Raw genomic sequence first — 20,158 nt, 5'->3', positions numbered from 1 at the left:
GGCAAAAAAATGCAAAATACTGACTATGCCGCCTTCGCTTCAATCTATGAAAAAGGCGGCAGTCAGATTATGTGGCGTCGCATCGTTGCGGATTTGGAAACCCCAATCGGCACCTACCTAAAGCTGGCGGCGGGACGTAAAAACACATTTTTGCTTGAATCTGTGCATGGTGGCGCCACCCGTGGGCGCTATTCCATGATCGGCATGGAACCTGATTTGCTGTTCCGCATTGATCGCGGCCAAGCCACAATCAACCGCAATCCCAAATTCGCACCTGACGACTTTGAGCCCATGTCTGGCAAACCATTGGATGCCTTGCGTGAGATTCTCGCTGAATCTGCGCTCGAAATCCCCATGGATTTGCCGCCAATGTCAGCCGGTATCTTCGGCTATCTCGGCTACGATATGGTGCGGGAGATGGAAGATATTCCCGACACCAAAGACGACACAATTGGTGCACCCGACGCGCTCCTGATGCGTCCATCCATTCTCGCGGTGTTCGACACCATTAAAGACGAGCTTTATTTCGCCACACCCGTGCGACCGCAAAAGGATGTAAGCGCAAAAATGGCGTTTGAATCCGCCAATACTCGGCTCGACGATGCAACACAGCGTCTAAACGAGCCAGTGCAACGTGGCAGCACTGAAGATCAAAGTGCTGAGCTGCATTTCCAATCCAACACGTCACCCGAACAATTCAAAGAAATGGTTGCGCAGGCAAAAGAATATATCGTTGCAGGCGATATTTTTCAGGTTGTGCTGTCCCAGCGGTTCACCGCAGACTTCACATTGCCACCTGTCGCCTTCTATCGCGCCTTGCGCCGCACCAACCCGTCGCCTTACATGTATTTCCTCGACTTTGAAGGCTTCGCCATTGCTGGCTCCAGCCCGGAAATTCTTGTGCGTGTACAAGACGAAAAAGTCTCCATTCGCCCCATCGCAGGCACCCGCAAACGCGGCGCAACACCCGAGCGAGACCGCGAAATGGCAGATGAACTGCTGAACGACCCAAAAGAGCTGGCAGAACATCTGATGCTGCTCGATTTGGGCCGTAATGATGTGGGCCGCGTGGCTGAAATCGGAACTGTAGAAGTCACTGACAGTTTCTTCCTCGAATATTACTCCCACGTCATGCACATTGTCTCGAACGTTGAAGGCAAGCTGAAAAAAGGTTTAGACAATATCGATGCCCTATGCGGCGGCTTCCCAGCAGGCACCGTTTCCGGCGCGCCAAAGGTCCGCGCTATGGAAATTATCGACGAGCTGGAAAAACATCGCCGTGGTATCTATGCGGGCTGTGTTGGCTATTTCAGCGCCGATGGTTGGATGGACACCTGTATCGTCTTGCGCACCGCTGTTATCAAAGATGGCAAAATCCACGTGCAAGCTGGCGCAGGCATCGTAGCAGATAGCGACCCTAAGCTTGAACAGCTTGAATGTGAAAACAAAGCGCGTGCGCTAGTGAGTGCAGCCCATGAAGCCCTGCGCTATGCAGATGAAGCGGAGATCGGCCAATGAGCAAGATTCTTGTGATCGATAATTACGACAGCTTCACCTACAATCTGGTGCATCTGATCGGCTCGGTTGACCCTGATATTGAAGTTTTCCGCAACGACAAAATCACCCCCGACGAGATCGCGCAGAAAGCGCCAAAAGCCATCATTCTCTCACCGGGCCCGAAAACCCCAAATGAGGCAGGCATCTGCCTTGAAGTGGTGGAACGGTTTGGCGGCGAAATTCCGATATTTGGCGTTTGCCTCGGCCACCAGTCCATCGGCCAGGTTTTCGGCGCAGATGTGGTGCGCGCGCAAAAATTGATGCACGGCAAAACCAGCAAGGTCCGCCACAATGGCGAAGGTCTGTTTAAGGGGCTAAATCAAGATGGCGTGGTGGCGACCAGATATCACTCCCTCACCCTTGACCCGGAAACCATTGGCAATAATCTTGAAGTCACCGCAAAATCGGACGATGGCATGATCATGGCTGTGGCCCACAAGAGCCTGCCCATACATTCGGTGCAATTCCACCCGGAAAGCATCGCATCAGAAAGCGGTGCGCAAATGATCAGCAATTTCTTGGAGATTGCAGATGCGTTCAACAAGAGTGCCGAGCGAGGATAAAATGACGATCAAACCCATTTTGAACAAACTTGCTGACGCTCAAGATTTGACCATGGACGAAATGCGCCAGGCGATGAATGTCATCATGTCCGGCGATGCAACCCCGTCCCAAATCGGCGCCTTTTTAATGGGCCTGCGGGTCAAAGGCGAAACCGTGGAAGAAATCGCGGGTGCTGTGTCGATCTTGCGGGAAAAAATGACCCGTGTGGACGCGCCCGAAAACGCCATTGATATTGTCGGCACCGGCGGCGATGGCGTGGGCACCTACAATATTTCAACCGCCGCCTCAATCATCGTGGCCGCAAGCGGCACTCCAGTGGCCAAACATGGCAACAAGGCCCTCTCTTCGCGCTCTGGCAGCTCGGAAGCGCTGCAAATGCTCGGCGTGGAGCTTGATCTTAAAGCCAAACAGATTGGCGATTGCATCAAGCAAGCAGGCATCGGCTTCATGTTCGCCCCTAACCACCATGCCGCCATGCGCTTTGTTGGCCCTTCACGTCAGGAAATGGGCGTACGCACGCTGTTCAACATTTTGGGCCCGCAATCCAACCCTGCTGGCGTGAAGCAATATCTGCTCGGCGTATATGACAAGCAATGGGTGCGCCCGGTTGCCGATGCGCTGCTGAAAAACGGCGCCACTTCGGCTTGGGTCGTGCATGGCAGCGATGGCCTGGATGAACTCACCACAACGGGCCATTCCTACGTGGCCGAAATCAAAGATGGCGAAGTGCGTGAATTTGAAGTCAGCCCAGAAGATGGCGGCCTGCCTATCGCTGATCTCAACCAATTGTTGGGCGGCACACCGGAAGAAAACGCCGAGGCCATGCGCAAATTGTTCGATGGCGAAAAGTCCGCTTATCGCGATGTCGCCCTGTTCAACGCCGCCGCTGCCTTTATCGTGACTGGCCAAGTGACAGATCTGAAAGTTGGCGTTGCCCTCGCTGCAGAACTGGTCGATAGCGGTAAGGTCAAAGAAAAACTGGCCGAACTGGTCAAAGTGTCAAACGGAGTGGCGCAATCGTGAGCGTAGATATTCTTAAAAAAATCGAACTCTATAAGCGCGAAGAAATTGCCGCCGCTGAAGCGCAAACATCGCTTGCCGACATCGAGGCCATCGCGAAGATGCAATCCGCGCCTCGTGGTTTTCTCTCTGCGCTCAAAGCCAAAAAACAAGCCAATGAAATCGGCCTGATTGCAGAAATCAAAAAAGCCAGCCCCTCCAAGGGCCTGATCCGAGAAGATTTCAACCCGCCTGCGCACGCCGAAGCCTATAAAGCAGGCGGCGCAGCATGTTTGTCGATCTTGACCGACACGCCTTCATTTCAAGGCTCACCAGACTTCATGATTGAAGCCCGCGCAGCGGTTGACCTGCCTGTTTTGCGCAAAGACTTTATGTTTGAGCCCTATCAGATCGCCGAAGCCCGCGCATGGGGCGCCGACTGCATCCTGATCATCATGGCGGCGCTAAACGACGATGACGCGTTGCGCCTAACTGAAGAAGCTCTCGATTGGGGCATGGACGCGCTGATTGAAGTGCATGACGCTGAAGAGCTGGACCGCGCGCTCAAACTGCCTTCCAAATTTATCGGCATCAACAACCGCAATTTGCGCACTTTCGAGACCACTTTGGACACCACCATCGAACTGGCCAAAAATGTGCCGGACGATTGCTTGCTGGTCAGCGAAAGCGGAATCTTCACTCATGCAGATGTGCAAATGCTGGGCGAGAAAGCCAATGTCAGCACCTTCTTGGTGGGCGAAAGCCTGATGCGCCATGACGATGTGGAAGCAGCCACTCGCGCACTGCTGACCGGAGCACAATAATGGCCAAAGATCGCCTCACGCACTTAAATGAGCAAGGCGAGGCCAATATGGTCGATGTGAGCGGCAAAGCCCCCACAAAGCGGGTCGCAACCGCCCAATCGTCCATCACCATGGCTCAGGCTGCATTTGATGCAGTCAATCAAGGTGATCTAAAAAAGGGCGACGCCCTCGGCACCGCCCGTTTGGCAGGCATAATGGCCGCCAAGAAAACATCAGACCTGATCCCGCTCTGCCATCCGCTGATGCTCAACAAGGTCGAGGTAGAGATCACTCCAGCTGACAGTGCACCACGTTTCGACATCAAAGCCACCGTGTCAGTTGAAGGCAAAACCGGGGTGGAGATGGAAGCACTCACGGCCGCCAGCGTCGCCGCCCTCACCCTTTACGATATGGCCAAAGCACTCGACAAAGCCATGGTGATCGGCCCAACTGAACTGTTGACCAAAAGCGGCGGCAAATCCGGCGACTATCAACGGAGCTGATATGCAAAACCTCAAGCCTGTGGATGAGGCCCTAGCCGATATCCTGAAGCGCGTTACCCCAAAAGCATCTGAAAAGATCAGTCTGAGCAATGCATTAGATCGTACGCTTGCCGAACCAGTGATCGCCCTCACTAGCCAGCCGCCATTTAATGGCTCCGCCATGGATGGCTATGCACTTAACTCTACTGACGGACAAAGCGGAACAAAGCTGAAAAATATCGGCATCGCAGCCGCCGGCTCGCCATTCACACGCCCGCTGCAAAGTGGCGAGTGTGCCCGTATCTATACTGGTGGCGAATTGCCCGAAGGCACCGATAGCGTCATTATGCAGGAGAAAGTGACTGTCGATGGCGACATCGTCACCCTGAATGATGATGTGCAGGAAGGCCAAAATGTCCGTTGGAAAGGCAATGATTTCGCTAAAGACCAAACCATCGTTTCTCCCGGCAAGTGCCTCAATCCATTCGATCTGTCACTGATTGCGGCCGCGGGACATCCCGACGTAAACGTCTATCAAAAGCCGCGCGTCCACCTGCTCGCGACAGGCGACGAGTTGGTACAGCCCGGTCAGCCGCTTGAACCGGGCCAAATCTATGCTTCCAACGGCTTTGGCCTCACGCCGCTTTTCGAACAAGCTGGTGCAACAGTAAAAGACTTCGGCGTCGCCATTGATGAACAAGACAAGCTCGAAACCAAATTGCGCGAAGCCTTGGACGACGAACCCGAAATTCTAGTCACAACAGGCGGTGCAAGCGTTGGCGATAAAGACTATATGCTGCCCGCGCTCAAGGCCATCGGAGCCAAACTCGATTTCTGGCGCATCGCTGTACGTCCGGGCAAACCGCTTATGTTTGGCAAATTAGGGAAAACCCTAATTTTCGGGCTACCCGGCAATCCAGTATCTGCATTGGTCACCGCCACTGTTTTTGTGCAGCCTGCCCTTCGTGCATTTCTAGGCCAGAATCCAGAAGCATCGCTAATCACCTTGCCGCTAAGTGCCGAATTGCCAAAGAACGGTCCACGCCAGTTCTACCGCCGCGCACGCCTCGTCAAGGACAATGGGCTATTGTCAGTCGACCCAATAGCGCAAACAGATAGCGCCCATCTCTCCTCAATGAGCCAATGTGATGGATTTATTGTGCAAGTCCCGCTGGCGGACGCACAAGAAAGTGGAAGTCTGATTCAATTTCTGCCCTTGCCTTGGGCAATGCGGTAGAAAGATTACAAGTTCGCTACTGCGCCAAATTTGACGCCTGTTGTGTCCATATCATCCGCATGAACTGCACGACCGCGGCCGAGTTCCTTCGCCCGATAAAGCGCCTGGTCAGCCCGGCGGACCACCATATCTGCGCTCAACGCGTCATCTGGCCACCACGCCACGCCAACACTTGCTCCAACATGCAGGTCATAGTCTTCGAAGCTGATTTTCTGCCCCACCTGTTCAATCACATTGTCACAGAGCATCATCACTTGATCTTTGTTGATCGCCTCATGCAGCAAGGCGATGAATTCGTCGCCGCCCAACCGCGCAACAATCCCGCGATCACCAATCAGTTGCTTAATCCGCTGGGCAACGATGCGCAGCACTTCATCACCGGCAAAATGGCCGTAGGTGTCGTTAACGGGCTTAAATCGGTCCAGATCAATGCACAACACGGCGCACTTCTCCATGTTCAGATCATCCGTGCTTTTTTTCAGTGCCCGCTCAAATTGCGTGCGATTGAGCAAACCGGTCAGTCCATCATGCTCGGCCATATAGCGGTTTCGCGCCTCAGCCTGTCGCGTACGATAAATCAACCGCGCATAGGCAATCGTCACCCCCAACATCACAAAGGTGATCACCGCCAACATTGAAGCCAAGGCAGGAATGGAATCGGACCAAATGCCCCTCGAGGGCAAGTCAGACACCCAGCTGGCGTAAACAGTTCGCGCTCCAGCCCCTGACGCAACTTCGATTACATTGGTGTTGGTGGAAGGCGCCTGAAAAGCAAGGTTGAAATCCGTCAATTCAATCTCATTGGCATATTCAGCGATGCGTTCTTCTGTAAACGCACGATAGGTCACCAATATATGCGCTGGCCCTTCGGGCAAAACCATTTCGCCATCTGGTACGATTGCTTGCGCCACGACGATCCCCATTTCGCCATCAATAGTGCGAATATCATGTACATATAGTCCGGGCTCATCCCGCACTGGATCGCCTTCAAACCAGAACACACCGCTAGCACCAACACGGTATTGGAAATAGTTTGACTGCGCCTTACTAATCAAATCCGACGTTTGATTAAAAAATGAATCTGCGAGTTTGCCCGGCCAAAATTCTTCACCTTCCGCGTGTAGGATTATGTCCCGCTCAGGTGACACGAGCATGGACCGATCAATGCCATATTCCTTGGGAAACCAGCCCAACATTGAATCGGCAAAAAAATTGCGATCGATATCATCATTTAGCGCAATAATGCTGCTGTCCCACCAGGAAACTTCTGACTGTCGCTGTGACACATCTTCGATTTCACGCTTAATAAGTCCAGAAACGGCACGTTGATCAGCATCTAACTTTAACGCGTTGGCAGACTTACTGGATACATCCAGCACAAATAATGAGGAGAGAATAAAGCCGACGACCAGCACGACAAATGCAACGAAAATCGCCGCAATTGAAATGACAATCTTTCTGGTATCTGACTTCCGCATTTTGGTTCCGCTGACACGACACATAGAACCAACACATTCACATTGGTGAATTGCATTTAAATTAATATCAGAACCCAAGTGCGGACAGGGTTAATAATCTATTTTTTGAATATCTCCTCACCTCCGTATTATTCCTAACTGCGGCACCCAACGGACACCTGCTGAAAAGCCTGAAATAGCCACAATCCCTATCATTTGATTTGGTCCAAAGATTTCTTACATTTGCTAGTTGCGAACGCTTCTCAATTGCATTATAGATTGGAGGCGAGAGATGAATTTCAAAAGAGAGTCAAAACATGCCTTCCTTGCTTAAATTATTGCCTGCATTTGCCCTATTGTCTGGCCTCGCCGTGACAGGCACGCAAGCAGCTGAAAAATTTAAGGCTGTAACAACCTTTACTGTGATCGCAGATATGGCAAAAAATGTTGCTGGTGATCGCGCAGAAGTGGTGTCCATCACCAAGCCCGGTGCTGAAATTCACAATTATCAGCCCACACCAAAAGATATCATCAAAGCGCAAGATGCAGATTTGGTGATTTGGAATGGGTTGAATTTGGAACTCTGGTTCGAACAGTTCTTTGAAAATCTGCGTGATGTACCCAGCGTTGTCGTCACAGGTGGCATTGAGCCCATGGGCATTACATCCGGCCCCTATTCCGGCAAGCCCAATCCCCACGCATGGATGTCGCCATCGGACGCCAAAATCTATGTCGACAACATCGCCAAAGCGTTTGCCGAGCATGATCCAGACAATGCAGACGCCTATTTGCAAAACGCCGAAGCCTACAAAGCTGAGATTGAGAGCATCATTGCCCCCATACGCGAACGGCTAGAAGCAATTCCTCAGAATGAACGTTGGCTCGTAACATCTGAGGGGGCCTTTAGCTACCTCGCTCGGGATTTCGGCATGCAGGAACTTTATTTATGGCCCATCAACGCAGATCAGCAAGGTACGCCGCAACAAGTGCGCCAAGTGATCGATCAGGTCCGTGAACACAATATTCGTGCTGTTTTCTCAGAAAGCACTGTTTCAGACGCACCTGCCAAACAGGTGGAGCGCGAGACATATGCAAAATATGGCGGTATCCTTTATGTCGACTCGCTGACAGACCAAAATGGTGCGGTCCCGACCTATCTTGATTTGCTGCGCGTCACGTCAAATACAATCGCCGAAGGCCTTTCTCAATGAATGATATGAGCAAAATTGCAGATGGTGGCATCAAAGTGAGCGATGTCACCGTCACCTATCGCAATGGCCACACTGCCCTAAAGGAAGCCAGTTTTCACATCCCGCGGGGCACCATCACCGCCCTTGTGGGCGTCAATGGCTCTGGCAAATCCACTTTATTCAAAGCCATTATGGGCTTTGTGCCTGTGGCCGAAGGCAGCGTGAAACTGCTCGGCATTAGTGTTCAGGAAGCATTGCGCAAAAATCTCGTCGCCTATGTCCCGCAAAGCGAGGACGTCGACTGGGATTTTCCGGTTTTGGTCGAAGATGTCGTGATGATGGGCCGATATGGCAAAATGGGCTTTTTCCGCATCCCATCGAAACGCGATAAGCAGATGGTCGATCAGGCGTTGGATCGGGTCAATATGGCCAAATATCGAAAACGTCAAATCGGCGAACTATCTGGCGGGCAAAAGAAGCGGGTCTTTTTGGCCCGCGCTTTGGCGCAAGAAGGTGAAGTCATTCTGTTGGATGAGCCCTTTACTGGCGTAGACGTCAAAACCGAAGACACCATCATTCAATTGATGCGTGACCTGCGCGACGAAGGCAAAGTTATGCTCGTCTCGACCCACAATTTGGGTTCTGTTCCTGAGTTCTGTGATCGCACAGTTCTGATCAAAGGCACCGTGCTTGATTTCGGGTTAACCGAGGAAACCTTCACGCAGGCCAATCTCGAACAAACATTTGGTGGTGTGTTGCGTCACTTTGTCCTTGGCGGTTCGGATCTGCATGATGATGAAGACACGCGCCAATTTGCTGTCATCACAGATGATGAGCGTCCCTTGGTGCTTTATGGTGAGCAAGATAAAATGGAAACTCAAACCAAAACGAATAAGTCGAATGATTGATCTGTTGTTGGAGCCATTTTCATATGGCTATATGCGCAACGCCATTTGGGTTACGGGCCTTGTTGGCGGCGTTTGCGCTTTCCTCAGTGCATATTTGATGCTCAAAGGCTGGTCCCTGATTGGCGATGCGCTTTCCCACTCAATCGTGCCTGGTGTCGCAGGTGCCTATATGCTCGGCCTGCCGTTTTCCATTGGCGCATTCTTTTCAGGCGGTTTAGCGGCCGCAGCCATGCTATTTCTCAATCAACGCACCAAGTTGCGTGAAGATGCCATCATTGGCCTCATCTTCACCTCCTTCTTTGGACTTGGCCTATTCATGGTGTCGCTATCCCCCACCTCAGTAAACATTCAAACCATCGTACTGGGCAATGTGCTCGCCATCACGCCGACAGACACGATGCAATTGGCCATCATTTCCATCATCACGCTGGTTGTCTTGGGGGCCAAGTGGAAAGACTTCCTCGCCGTATTCTTCGATGAAGACCACGCGCGCTCAATCGGCCTGCGGCCTAACCTGCTAAAAATCATATTCTTTACGCTGCTCAGCGCCGCCACCGTCGCCGCACTGCAAACAGTGGGTGCGTTTCTGGTAATCGCTATGGTCGTTACCCCCGGCGCAACCGCCTATTTGCTCACGGACCGGTTCCCTGTACTGATCATGTTGAGCATCGCGATCGGGGCCCTCACCTCTATCATTGGCGCTTATTCCAGCTATTTTCTTGATGGCGCAACTGGCGGCATCATTGTTGTGCTGCAAACGCTTTGCTTCCTCACAGCGTTTGTGTTCGCCCCAAAACACGGTTTACGCGCCCAGCGCGCACGCCGCAATGCACAGGTGACATCATGATGGAATGGCTAGAAACAAGCCTATTGGCGTTTCAATTTCCCTTTATGCAACGCGCTTTTGTCATTGCCATTTTGGTTTCGATCCCAGCCGCACTTCTATCTTGCTTTTTGGTTCTTAAAGGCTGGTCCTTGATGGGTGACGCCATTTCCCATGGCGTGCTGCCAGGCATTGTGCTCGCCTATATTATGGCAATTCCCTTGGCCATTGGCGCATTTGTTGCAGGCATGGTTTGTGCGCTCGGCACCGGTTACCTGAAGGAAAATAGCCGAGTGAAGGAGGACACCATTATGGGGGTCGTCTTTTCTGGCATGTTTGCGCTTGGGCTCGTGCTCTATACAAAAATCGAAACTGATGTGCATCTAGACCATATTCTGTTCGGCAATATGTTGGGCACTAGCAATGCCGACCTAATGGAAACCGGTATTATCGCCATCATTCTCACAGTATTGGTTATTGCGCGCTGGCGCGACCTCAAACTCTATGTATTTGATCCTCAACACGCCGCAGCGATTGGCTTGCCCGTACGCTGGCTGCATTACGGTTTACTGGCCTCAATCTCATTGATCGTTGTCGCCGCACTCAAAGCCGTTGGCATCATTCTCGCCATTGCAATTCTTATTGCACCAGGCGCGATTGCCTATCTGCTTACCCGCAAATTAGGCCCGATGTTGATCATCGCAACAACCGTTGCCGTGTTTAGTGCCTTTACCGGCGTTTTCATCAGCTTCCATTTGGATAGCGCACCCGCGCCCACAATTGTGCTGGTGATGACCATATTGTTCATACTAGCATTCTTCTTTTCGCCCGCTGCCCAGCGCGCGCATGAGATCACAAATTGATAAGGGGGCGCGCAGCCCCCTTTTTTGATGTTTAGAGGCCAATATCCTTACGGATATGAGCGCTCAAATCTCCAACATATGCGCGGCGAACGCGTTTTGAACGTCCACCGAAATTGGCTTGACGCCGGCTGAAGATTTGGCGCCAAGCCAAACCTAATCGTTCGAAAATATTAAGTGTTAAAGCATGTTGTTTTTTCATGTTTCCTGACAAACGCGCAGCCGCGTTCGTTCTCCGAAATTGGAGTTGACAAAATGCACGCAGCCACACGGAAACCCGCGCGAAAACGCACGATTAACGATGAGTTCTCGGACGCAGAAACAGCGCCTAAGAAGGGTTAGTGTTGATGTTGTGACAGCGAGGACGCAGCCATGACGTCCTCAAAAAGAACGTCGGTTATTTAGAAACCGGCGTGGAACGCGCCGGGGACGTGTGAAATTTATGATTAAGGTTCATAATGTTCCCCTTTGCTGGTTGCGGTGTCGGGGCCCCAAAATATGGGAGGACACCCCAGTTGAAGTTACACCAATCGCTATACGTTGTTCGTTTTACGATGTCTATATAGGGTGTGACATTTTGTACATTATGGAAATGGCTGTTGCACATTGGCAACACGCACCCTTTTCACCAACCATTGCAAATCATTGAAAATATGTCACTTTTCGAGGGCGCAAATCCGGACTTGCAGAACATAGGAGGAACAGGTATGGTTGTTCAACATTTGTTCCGATTCTAAAAAGGAAGTCCAATGCTGACCCGCAAGCAACATGAATTGTTGATGTTTATCCATGAACGGATGAAGGAAAGCGGCGTGCCCCCTTCATTCGATGAAATGAAAGACGCGTTGGATCTAAAGTCGAAATCAGGCATTCATCGCCTAATTACCGCGTTGGAAGAGCGCGGCTTTATCCGCCGCCTCCCCAACCGCGCCCGGGCAATGGAAGTGGTTCGTTTGCCAGACAGCATGAACCCCTCTCTTGGTGGCAAGAAGGCTAAGTTTGAGCCTAGCGTCATTGAAGGAACACTAGGCAAAGCACCTGAGCCTGCGCGTCCAGAACCAATGTCTAACGATGCACATGCACCAGTGCATGTGCCAGTGATGGGCCGCATCGCTGCGGGTGTCCCCATTGAGGCGATTCAAACCCAATCCCATACTGTTGCGGTTCCCCCTGAAATGCTCTCAGGCGGTGAACATTATGCGTTGGAAGTGCGCGGCGACTCCATGATCGATGCTGGCATTTTTGATGGCGACACTGTGCTGATCAAAAAGCAGCAGACGGCCACCAATGGCGAAATTGTTGTGGCGCTTGTGGATGGCGAAGAAGCAACGCTGAAACGCTTGCGCAAAAAGGGCAACTCCGTTGCACTTGAAGCCGCCAACCCGGCCTATGAAACGCGAATTTTTGGTCCGGATCAAGTCGCTGTTCAAGGTCGATTGGTCGGCCTCTTCCGCAAATATTAGGCTTTAAGCGGATCATTTTTCGCCGTAATCAATTCGCCATGGCCGCGCTTGATCGTGCACGGCATGGCGAATGCTCCATTTAGCTTCGCCGTTTATCTCGCCTCTAAAGTAAGCTGCAGCTGTCCCAAATCGGCGTATATCCCAATGCCGCAGCATTTGGCTAACACCCGCACAGCTTTGGTAAAGTGAATCCTGCTCCACAATCAGGTCAACCAGTCCGCAGTCTTCCCGAACAGCAATTTTGTCGCGTGCCAGCAAGATTTTTTGCCCAGCGATATCGGCAATACAGCCGCGCGGATCACATTGCCCAGTCAACAATTGATCTTTCAAATCAACGCCCAACCACTCCGCCCAAACACGGGTAGTAAAATTATTGCCGATCCGATTGACCTGCGCCCACTGCCCATCATTTTGCTTCAGGAAAACAGAACGTGTTTGATCGGAAACCAGAAGATCAGGTGTTGACGCTGTGCCGAAAAGGCTGATCATTGCTATCACAAACAATGGCGGCACAAATCGCCATGCGGACTTCAGGATCAAAAACACCATGAGCGCGCCGCCACAAACGGGCAAAACCCAACCTTGCAGCGGCGCAACATAAGTCCAGTCTCCTCCAAGATGGGTGAAAAACTTAGCTATAGTAATAACCTGCTCAATGCCCCAACCAGCCATGTGCAGCACGGGTGTTTCCAATCCGAATGGCATCAACACGCTCGCAAAAATCAGTGCTGGAAGCACAAAGAACCCAACCAATGGCACGGCCACAAGGTTCGCAAACAATCCAAATGGTGCAAACTGGCTGAAATGCACCGCCGCAATGGGCGCAGTTGCAACGCCAGCTACCAAACTGGTCAAACTTAACCCGCCCCAAAAACGCGACCACGCGGGCCATCGCTGCACCTGCCGCACATTTCTAGTCCATTCATATACGCCAACGAGCGCGCCAACGGCGGCGAAAGACAATTGAAAGCCCGGTTTAAACACTTCATTGGGATAGAGAATAATCATCAGGATACACACAAGTGCCACGTTCCGCAGCGTAATAGCGCGTCGCCCCAACAGCACAGCAACAAATGCAATAATGAGCATAATTGTGGCCCGCTGCGTTGCGATATTTGCGCCAGAAATACCCAAATAGAACAGTGCCGCTGCCATGGCCGCAATTGCAGCAATCGTTTTGCCAGGCATTGAAAGTGGGAACATTGGCAATGCCAACAAAAACCGAAGTCCAAAAAATATGCCGCCAGCTACCAAACTCAAATGTAATCCAGAAATGGCCAACAGGTGAGCCAATCCGCTCACCGCAATTTCATCTCGCAAATCCGGAGCAATGGCTGATTGATCACCAATGATAAGTGCGCGCGCAATCGCCGCATCCCTCGGGGCCATAGCCGCGGTAAATCGCGCTGCGATGGCATAACGTATATCAAAGATCAGATTTCGAACATTTGCCCAACCAAATCTATTCGATGTTGCTTGAAATTGAATGGTCTCCAGCGCGGAGCCATAAGCACCAATTCCATCAAAATAACTATGAAACTGCGGGTCATAGCCGCCAGGATAAACTGGTTTCGGCACAGGTATGAACCGAGCACGTACGGCAATATTCTGTCCGATACGTGGAAAAAGGCGTGGCTCATAATGCTTCGCATCAATTGTTAGGCGAACAGACTTAACCGCCTGCAATGCAGTTGGCACCTCTTCGCCCAGGCGAACGACCACACGCAAATCGTCGCCAGGGCGCATTTCCAATTCAACGATTTGACCTTCTATGGTGCCAGCGGTGGGATAAGACAGCAGTGGCGTACCGCGCAAAACACCTGTCGTGGCCATCAGCGCCACGCCAGCCGCAGCAAATGCCGACATCAGCAAAACATTTCGTGCAACCCAATGCCGCGCTGCGAAAATGGAGCAAAGAAACAAAACTAGCGCAACAGCCGGATAAAGCAGAAAGGGCGGCTCCATCGGCAACCCTACATAAATGCAAATACCAAGGATCAATGCGAACGGGACCAATACGATGCGCCGACGCGCAAAAACGGCACCATCAATCTTAGGTCGCGCGACAGTTCTGTCACCCGATTGAAATCTTGGTTGATTACCCTTTGCCCTAAAAAACTGATCAATAAATGGGCGTCGGGCGGAAATATGCTCTAAATCAATATCTTTAAGTGACACGCAACATCCCGATCTTGCGCAATTCTGCTCCTATGGTACACAGGCAAACAAAATTCTCCAACTTTTCCAAAATGAGTGCTTCATGAGCAAACAAGTCATCACCCGCTTTGCCCCTTCACCAACCGGATTCTTGCATATCGGCAATGCCCGCACCGCGCTATTCAACTGGGCGTTGGCAAAATCTTTGGGCGGTCAAATGCTATTGCGTATTGAAGACACAGACAAAGAGCGCTCAACCGAACCTGCAATTCGCGCGATCATCGATGGCTTGGATTGGATGGGATTGGATTATGATGGCGAACCCATCATGCAGTCAGAGAATATTGAGCGTCACAAAGAAGTCGCGCAGCAATTGTTAGATAGCGGCCACGCTTATAAATGCTACTGCACACCTGAAGAACTGGACGAGATGCGCGAAAAAGCCCGCGCCGAAGGTCGCAATGCATTTTATGATCGCCGCTGGCGCGACAAAACTGAGGCAGATGCCCCTGCTGGCCTGCCTTTCGTTGTGCGCATCAAAACACCACTCGAAGGTGAAATCGTAATTGACGATAAAGTGCAAGGCAAAGTCACATTCAAAGCAGAAAACCTAGATGATTTCATCATCTTGCGTTCAGATGGTTCGCCAATCTATCAACTAGCCGTTGTTGTTGACGACCATGATATGGGGGTGACCCACATTTTGCGTGGTGACGACCATTTGACCAACTCCGCACGTCAAACCGTGATTTATAATGCAATGGGTTGGGATGTCCCTGTGATGGCACACACGCCGCTTATCCATGGTCCCGATGGTGCAAAATTGTCCAAACGGCATGGTGCCCTTGGCGTTGGCGAATACCGCAAAATGGGCTACTTGCCAGAGACAATCCGCAACTATTTTGCCCGCTTGGGCTGGTCGCATGGAGATGAAGAAATCTTCAGCTCAGAGCAGTTTATTGAATGGTTCTCTTATGAGGGGCTCAACAAGGCTGGCTCGCGCATGGATTTTGCCAAGCTGGAAAATTTGAACGCGCATTACATCAAAGAAGCCGACGATCAACGCCTGTTTGGTTTGATGGTTGACCTAACTGAAGAGTTGGGCTTTGAAGTGCAAAAGGCAGGTCTTTTGGCGCACGAGGAAACAGTGCTTCGCGCCCTCCCCATGCTAAAGCCACGCGCCAAAACAATTTTAGATCTCATCACAGGCGCCGAGTTCATTTTTGCCCAACGCCCGCTGCAATTTGAAGAGAAAGCTCAGAAAGCGCTCGATGCAGACTCCGTAGAAATGCTACGCGAGCTTGAGCCGAGGCTTGAAGCCATCGAAAGCTGGGATCACGACACCATTGGCGAAGTGATGCGCGGATTTGCAGAAGAAAAAGAGCTGAAATTCGGCAAGGTCGCACAACCTTTGCGGGCAGCGCTAACCGCTAAGGCAGCATCACCCGGCTGCTTCGATGTGCTGGAATTGTTTGGCAAAGAAGAGAGCCTTTCCCGTCTAAAAGAAACCACTGGCGTATAAATACCTATCGGATTTTAACTTTCCCTATCGGTAACTTGCTAAATGGGAACAAATCCGATACCCCAAAGCCAACCCAACCCTTGGGCGACAAGTTTGACGTTAGTGGGGGCGTAGGACTTTAGTCATTTTTTGAATCTTGAAGGAGGCCTTATAATGACCGATCGGATTGCAAAATTAGAGCTAAATGGCGAAAGCTATGAGTTCCCAGTATTGTCAGGCACAGTCGGACCCGATGTAATCGACATTCGCACTCTTTATGCGAAAACTGGACATTTCACATTTGACCCGGGCTATACATCCACCGGTTCAACCGAATCTGGCATCACCTATATTGATGGCAACCAGGGCACTCTGCTCTATCGCGGCTATCCAATTGAGCAACTGGCTGAAAAGTCGAGCTTCTTGGAAGTTTCCTATTTGCTATTGAATGGCGAATTGCCAAGCAAAGCTGAATTTGCCGAGTTTGAAGAGAAGATTACACGCCACACCATGCTCCATGAGCAAATGGTGAAGTTCTTTGAAGGCTTCCGTCGCGATGCGCACCCAATGGCGATCATTTGTGGTGCAGTTGGTGCAATGTCCGCATTCTATCATGACTCTACAGACATTACCGATCCTAATCAGCGTGTGATTGCATCACACCGTTTGATCGCAAAAATGCCGACGATCGCAGCATGGGCCTACAAATATTCTGTTGGCCAACCATTTGTCTATCCACGCAATGATTTGGGCTTCGCAGCCAACTTCTTGCGCATGTGCTTTGCTGTGCCGGCTGAAGAATATGTCGTGTCACCAACAATGGCCCGCGCCATGGACCGCATCTTCACATTGCATGCCGACCACGAGCAAAACGCTTCAACCTCTACAGTTCGTTTGGCTGGCTCTTCTCATGCGAACCCATTCGCATGTATCGCTTCTGGTGTGGCTTCACTTTGGGGCCCAGCTCACGGCGGTGCAAACGAAGCATGCTTGAATATGCTACGCGAAATCGGCTCCGTTGATCGCATTCCTGAGTTTATCGCTCGCGCGAAAGACAAAAATGACCCATTCCGTTTGATGGGCTTTGGTCACCGCGTTTACAAAAACTTTGACCCACGTGCCAAAGTTATGCAGCAAACTGCGCATGAAGTGCTGTCTGAATTGGGCGTCGAAAACAACCCAACATTGCAGGTTGCACAAGAGCTTGAGCGGATCGCTTTGGAAGATGAATACTTCATCGAGAAGAAGCTATACCCGAACGTCGATTTTTACTCTGGCATCATCTTGGATGCGATTGGCTTCCCGACTTCCATGTTCACAGCCATCTTTGCGTTGGCACGGACCGTTGGTTGGATTTCACAATGGAAAGAAATGATCGACGATCCAAAACAAAAAATCGGTCGTCCTCGCCAGCTCTATACAGGCGCGACATCACGCGACTATACTGATATTTCTGAGCGCTAAGTCGTTCTAAATATAAGATAAAATCCGCTCAAGCGGATCTTGACGGGGCGCCTCAGGCGCCCCTATTTGCATCAATAGTCGGATTTCTTCAAAACCTTCGCGCTGCGCCGCGCGGGTAGCATCATCTGTCGCAAGCAATTCTGCCGCATAAGCCAACTCAGTTTTTCTCGGCAATGTGCCCACGATTTCCGGCACAAATTCACGCTGCAATAAAATGTTCGGTAACCCAACCAACGGTCGCCCGGCTTGCTCATAATGTGCGCCAAGCTTTTGATCGGCGACATAAAACAATATGTGGGGGACATCGGCAAACGCAAGTTCGAGCGTCACCGTGCCGCTCACCGCCAAAGCCATTTTGGCGTGCCCCAACGCCTTTTCAAAGGCATCACGCCCACTCGCAATTTCGATATCGCTATGCTTCAAGCGCCTCATAAGCTGTTCGCGCAAATGCTCGACCGTAATCAAATCTTTATCGGCAAACCCTTGCAAGCCCCGCCCAACGTCAACAAGCGTTTCAAGATTCCGGTCAATCTCACCTTGTCGCGAACCGGGCAGCAGCAGCAAATTATCGCGCACCCCAATTTGATGCTTCAGGTCGCTCAAGCTCTCAGCACTATGCCCAACATAGGTGCATTTAGGACCATCGAGTTGCTCAAACGCTTTTGGTTCAAAAGGCAGAACAGAAAGAATCTCAGTATATAATGGTTTGATCTTTTGGGCGCGTTCCGGCCGCCAAGCCCAAACTGACGGCGCAACATAAAGTAAGATCGGCAAGTCGGGAAATGTCTTGCGCACACCTGCAGCCACGCGCTGTGAGAATTCTTGAGAATCGACCAAAAGCAGCACATCTGGCTTCTGTCGCACAATCGCATCAACAGTTTGCTTCAACCGCCACAACAGCAGCGGCAAACGCATATAGACGTCCCGCCATCCCATCACGGCCAAATCAGACATTGGAAAGAGCGGCTTTAGCCCTTGCTGAACCAGAGAGGGCCCGCCAACGCCCGAAAGCTCAACTGTGCGCTCATTTTGAAGGCGCTGAACCAGATATGCCGCCAGCTTGTCACCAGAGCTTTCCCCAGCCACCACAAATAGTCGCATTACGTGCTACCTATAATCGACACACCATAATGCTCGCAAAGCGCGGGCAGCTCTTCTTGATCAAGCACCAGCGTATGACCAGCCTCAACGATAATTATCGTTACACCGGCGCTGGCCGCCAACTCAATTGTGTGTTTTCCAATTGTCGGCAAATCCCCCACGCCACTTTGTTGCGGCTTCTTCGTTTTAACCAAGCATAGATTTTGCGGTAGGCCGAATTCTTCACTGAGCAGCGAAACCCGCTTCAGCAAAGCATCTGTTCCGCCAACATCTTCACCAGCAATCGGCTGCACACCCGCAAAAATCATGGCTTGGCCAAGATCGGTTGCCCCAAATTGACGTGTCGCTTCTATTAATCGGCGCAGCTGACCAGAACTGAGTTTACAAATCGGACCAAACAAATGGCCTTCGCCTGCAAGCAAAGTCGGTGCAATTTCATGTACTCCAACGGGCATTGCCCCAATGGACTGGGCCACAGCCCCAAATAAATGTTCAAGCCCGAGATCTGTGCTGGCGTTATTGCCCAATAATGCCATGGACTTAGCCATTGCTTGTCTGCGCGCCGGTGGCAAGTCCACCCGCCCCGCCACACATATGTGCGTCGGTTGATGAGTTTTGGTGACTTCGATTGCACGAGGTAGATTATCAAGATCGAAAAGCGGTAGATCAGCCATCGCCTCGTTCAAGCGAAACGATACAACATGCTCGGCACCCAATTGCCGTTGCGCCGCTTGCAAGGCAGCGTACGCCAAAGCGCCCTCGCCCAAAAGCAACGCCAGTTTGGTCATGAGCCCAATTCTACGCCATTTTTCGGCATACAAATCGCGCGTTCAGACGGCTTACGAACAAACGCAACGACATCTTCAACCAACTTGTGGCCCTCAAAGAGCTCTGCGGCGTCTTCAACGCGCTCGCGCAATGTGCCTTCATTTGAAAAAATCATCCGATAGGCCGCGCGCAAAGTATGGATTTCTTCACGATCAAAATTCCGACGCTTCAGCCCAACGAGGTTCAACCCACCTAGATAGGCACGGTTGCCCAGCACCGAGCCATAAGGAATAACATCATTCTCAACCATGCTCATCGCACCAACAAAAGCGTGCGCGCCAATTCGCACAAACTGGTGAACGCCGCTCAGGCCGCCAACAATGGCATGGTCATCCACCACACAGTGGCCCGCCAAAGTTGATTGATTCACCATCACAACATAGTCACCGACATGGCAATCATGCGCCACATGCACACCCGCCATCAACAAAACATGGTTGCCGATGCGAGTTTCCAACCCACCGCCAGACGTGCCCGGGTTCACCGTTACATGCTCTCGAATGGTGCAATAGTCACCAATCGTTAGGCGGCTTTCTTCGCCAGAATATTTCAAGTCTTGTGGTCGATGGCCCACAGACGCGAATGGGAAAATCTCGGCATTCGTGCCAATTTCAGTTCTGCCCTTCACCACAACATGGGAATGCAAAACAGAATCGGCACCAATTTTCACTGGACCTTCAACAACGCAAAAGGGCCCAACGCAGACATTTTCACCAAGCTCGGCTTCTGGTGAAACTATAGCTGTAGGATGAACATCAGCCATA

18 protein-coding genes are annotated in these 20,158 nt (G+C 51.3%); 13 read left to right on the top strand and 5 right to left on the bottom strand.

What is annotated here, in order from left to right:
- Positions 1-9: 9 nt before the first annotated feature.
- Genes trpE through glp form a run of 6 tightly spaced genes read left to right on the top strand, consistent with a single transcriptional unit; the run spans position 10 to position 5,642 of the window.
- Positions 10-1,518, top strand: coding sequence for an anthranilate synthase component I (gene trpE / locus ACP15Y_RS01180; RefSeq protein ID WP_424981187.1), 1,509 nt, complete (start codon positions 10-12; stop codon positions 1,516-1,518).
- Positions 1,515-2,120, top strand: coding sequence for an anthranilate synthase component II (locus ACP15Y_RS01175; RefSeq protein ID WP_424981186.1), 606 nt, complete (start codon positions 1,515-1,517; stop codon positions 2,118-2,120). The genes trpE and ACP15Y_RS01175 overlap by 4 nt, the downstream gene beginning before the upstream one ends.
- A complete protein-coding gene (trpD, locus tag ACP15Y_RS01170; protein WP_424981185.1) occupies positions 2,089-3,144 on the top strand; it encodes an anthranilate phosphoribosyltransferase in 1,056 nt (351 codons plus the stop codon). The genes ACP15Y_RS01175 and trpD overlap by 32 nt, the downstream gene beginning before the upstream one ends.
- Positions 3,141-3,944, top strand: a complete 804-nt coding sequence (trpC, locus tag ACP15Y_RS01165; RefSeq protein WP_133571046.1) for an indole-3-glycerol phosphate synthase TrpC — start codon at positions 3,141-3,143, stop codon at positions 3,942-3,944. The genes trpD and trpC overlap by 4 nt, the downstream gene beginning before the upstream one ends.
- Positions 3,944-4,426 (top strand): cyclic pyranopterin monophosphate synthase MoaC, encoded by a 483-nt coding sequence (gene moaC / locus ACP15Y_RS01160; protein WP_424981184.1) that lies wholly within the window; start codon positions 3,944-3,946, stop codon positions 4,424-4,426. Before trpC ends, moaC begins: the two co-directional genes overlap by 1 nt.
- 1 nt (position 4,427) lies before the next feature.
- Positions 4,428-5,642: a gephyrin-like molybdotransferase Glp gene (glp, locus tag ACP15Y_RS01155; protein WP_424981183.1), complete on the top strand. Its 1,215-nt coding sequence runs from the start codon at positions 4,428-4,430 to the stop codon at positions 5,640-5,642.
- Positions 5,643-5,647: 5 nt separating this feature from the next.
- Here the strand turns inward: glp and ACP15Y_RS01150 are convergent, their stop codons facing one another.
- Positions 5,648-7,120, bottom strand: a complete 1,473-nt coding sequence (locus ACP15Y_RS01150; RefSeq protein ID WP_424981182.1) for a diguanylate cyclase domain-containing protein — start codon at positions 7,118-7,120, stop codon at positions 5,648-5,650.
- Positions 7,121-7,416: 296 nt separating this feature from the next.
- Between ACP15Y_RS01150 and ACP15Y_RS01145 the strand changes: the two genes are divergently transcribed.
- The 5 genes from ACP15Y_RS01145 to lexA all read left to right on the top strand — a co-directional run bounded on the left by ACP15Y_RS01145 (position 7,417) and on the right by lexA (position 12,343).
- Complete coding sequence (locus ACP15Y_RS01145; RefSeq protein ID WP_424981181.1) at positions 7,417-8,310, top strand: metal ABC transporter substrate-binding protein; 894 nt, start codon at positions 7,417-7,419, stop codon at positions 8,308-8,310.
- Entirely contained in the window at positions 8,307-9,197 is an 891-nt protein-coding gene (locus ACP15Y_RS01140) for a manganese/iron ABC transporter ATP-binding protein (protein ID WP_424981180.1), read from the top strand. Before ACP15Y_RS01145 ends, ACP15Y_RS01140 begins: the two co-directional genes overlap by 4 nt.
- On the top strand, positions 9,190-10,044 hold the full coding sequence (locus ACP15Y_RS01135; RefSeq protein ID WP_424981179.1) for a metal ABC transporter permease: 855 nt from the start codon (positions 9,190-9,192) through the stop codon (positions 10,042-10,044). Before ACP15Y_RS01140 ends, ACP15Y_RS01135 begins: the two co-directional genes overlap by 8 nt.
- Positions 10,041-10,883 (top strand): metal ABC transporter permease, encoded by an 843-nt coding sequence (locus ACP15Y_RS01130; RefSeq protein ID WP_424981178.1) that lies wholly within the window; start codon positions 10,041-10,043, stop codon positions 10,881-10,883. Before ACP15Y_RS01135 ends, ACP15Y_RS01130 begins: the two co-directional genes overlap by 4 nt.
- A 746-nt stretch (positions 10,884-11,629) precedes the next feature.
- Positions 11,630-12,343, top strand: a complete 714-nt coding sequence (gene lexA / locus ACP15Y_RS01125) for a transcriptional repressor LexA (protein ID WP_424981177.1) — start codon at positions 11,630-11,632, stop codon at positions 12,341-12,343.
- A 12-nt stretch (positions 12,344-12,355) separates the two neighbouring features.
- Here lexA and ACP15Y_RS01120 read toward each other — a convergent pair whose 3' ends face one another.
- A complete protein-coding gene (locus ACP15Y_RS01120; RefSeq protein WP_424981176.1) occupies positions 12,356-14,521 on the bottom strand; it encodes a ComEC/Rec2 family competence protein in 2,166 nt (721 codons plus the stop codon).
- 82 nt (positions 14,522-14,603) lie between these two features.
- Here ACP15Y_RS01120 and gltX point away from each other — a divergent pair, with 82 nt between their 5' ends.
- Together gltX and gltA are read left to right on the top strand one after the other, a co-directional pair.
- On the top strand, positions 14,604-16,022 hold the full coding sequence (gene gltX / locus ACP15Y_RS01115; protein WP_424981175.1) for a glutamate--tRNA ligase: 1,419 nt from the start codon (positions 14,604-14,606) through the stop codon (positions 16,020-16,022).
- 153 nt (positions 16,023-16,175) lie between these two features.
- Positions 16,176-17,465 carry a citrate synthase gene (gene gltA / locus ACP15Y_RS01110; protein ID WP_424981174.1) on the top strand — a complete coding sequence of 430 codons (1,290 nt, stop codon included), beginning with the start codon at positions 16,176-16,178 and terminating at the stop codon, positions 17,463-17,465.
- Positions 17,466-17,471: 6 nt separating this feature from the next.
- On the opposite strand, the gene ACP15Y_RS01105 is transcribed toward gltA, so the two are convergent.
- The 3 genes from ACP15Y_RS01105 to lpxA are packed head-to-tail and all read right to left on the bottom strand — an operon-like array spanning position 17,472 to position 20,157.
- Complete coding sequence (locus ACP15Y_RS01105; RefSeq protein ID WP_424981173.1) at positions 17,472-18,566, bottom strand: lipid-A-disaccharide synthase; 1,095 nt, start codon at positions 18,564-18,566, stop codon at positions 17,472-17,474.
- Positions 18,566-19,354, bottom strand: coding sequence for a UDP-2,3-diacylglucosamine diphosphatase LpxI domain-containing protein (gene lpxI / locus ACP15Y_RS01100; protein ID WP_424981172.1), 789 nt, complete (start codon positions 19,352-19,354; stop codon positions 18,566-18,568). The genes ACP15Y_RS01105 and lpxI overlap by 1 nt, the downstream gene beginning before the upstream one ends.
- A complete protein-coding gene (lpxA, locus tag ACP15Y_RS01095; RefSeq protein WP_424981171.1) occupies positions 19,351-20,157 on the bottom strand; it encodes an acyl-ACP--UDP-N-acetylglucosamine O-acyltransferase in 807 nt (268 codons plus the stop codon). Before lpxA ends, lpxI begins: the two co-directional genes overlap by 4 nt.
- Between the last annotated feature and the right edge of the window lies 1 nt (position 20,158).

Source organism: Maritalea sp. S77, from assembly GCF_049801075.1.
GTDB lineage: Bacteria > Pseudomonadota > Alphaproteobacteria > Rhizobiales > Devosiaceae > Maritalea.
Note: the sequence above shows the minus strand (reverse complement) of the source record. Positions and strands in the feature narration are given on the sequence as shown.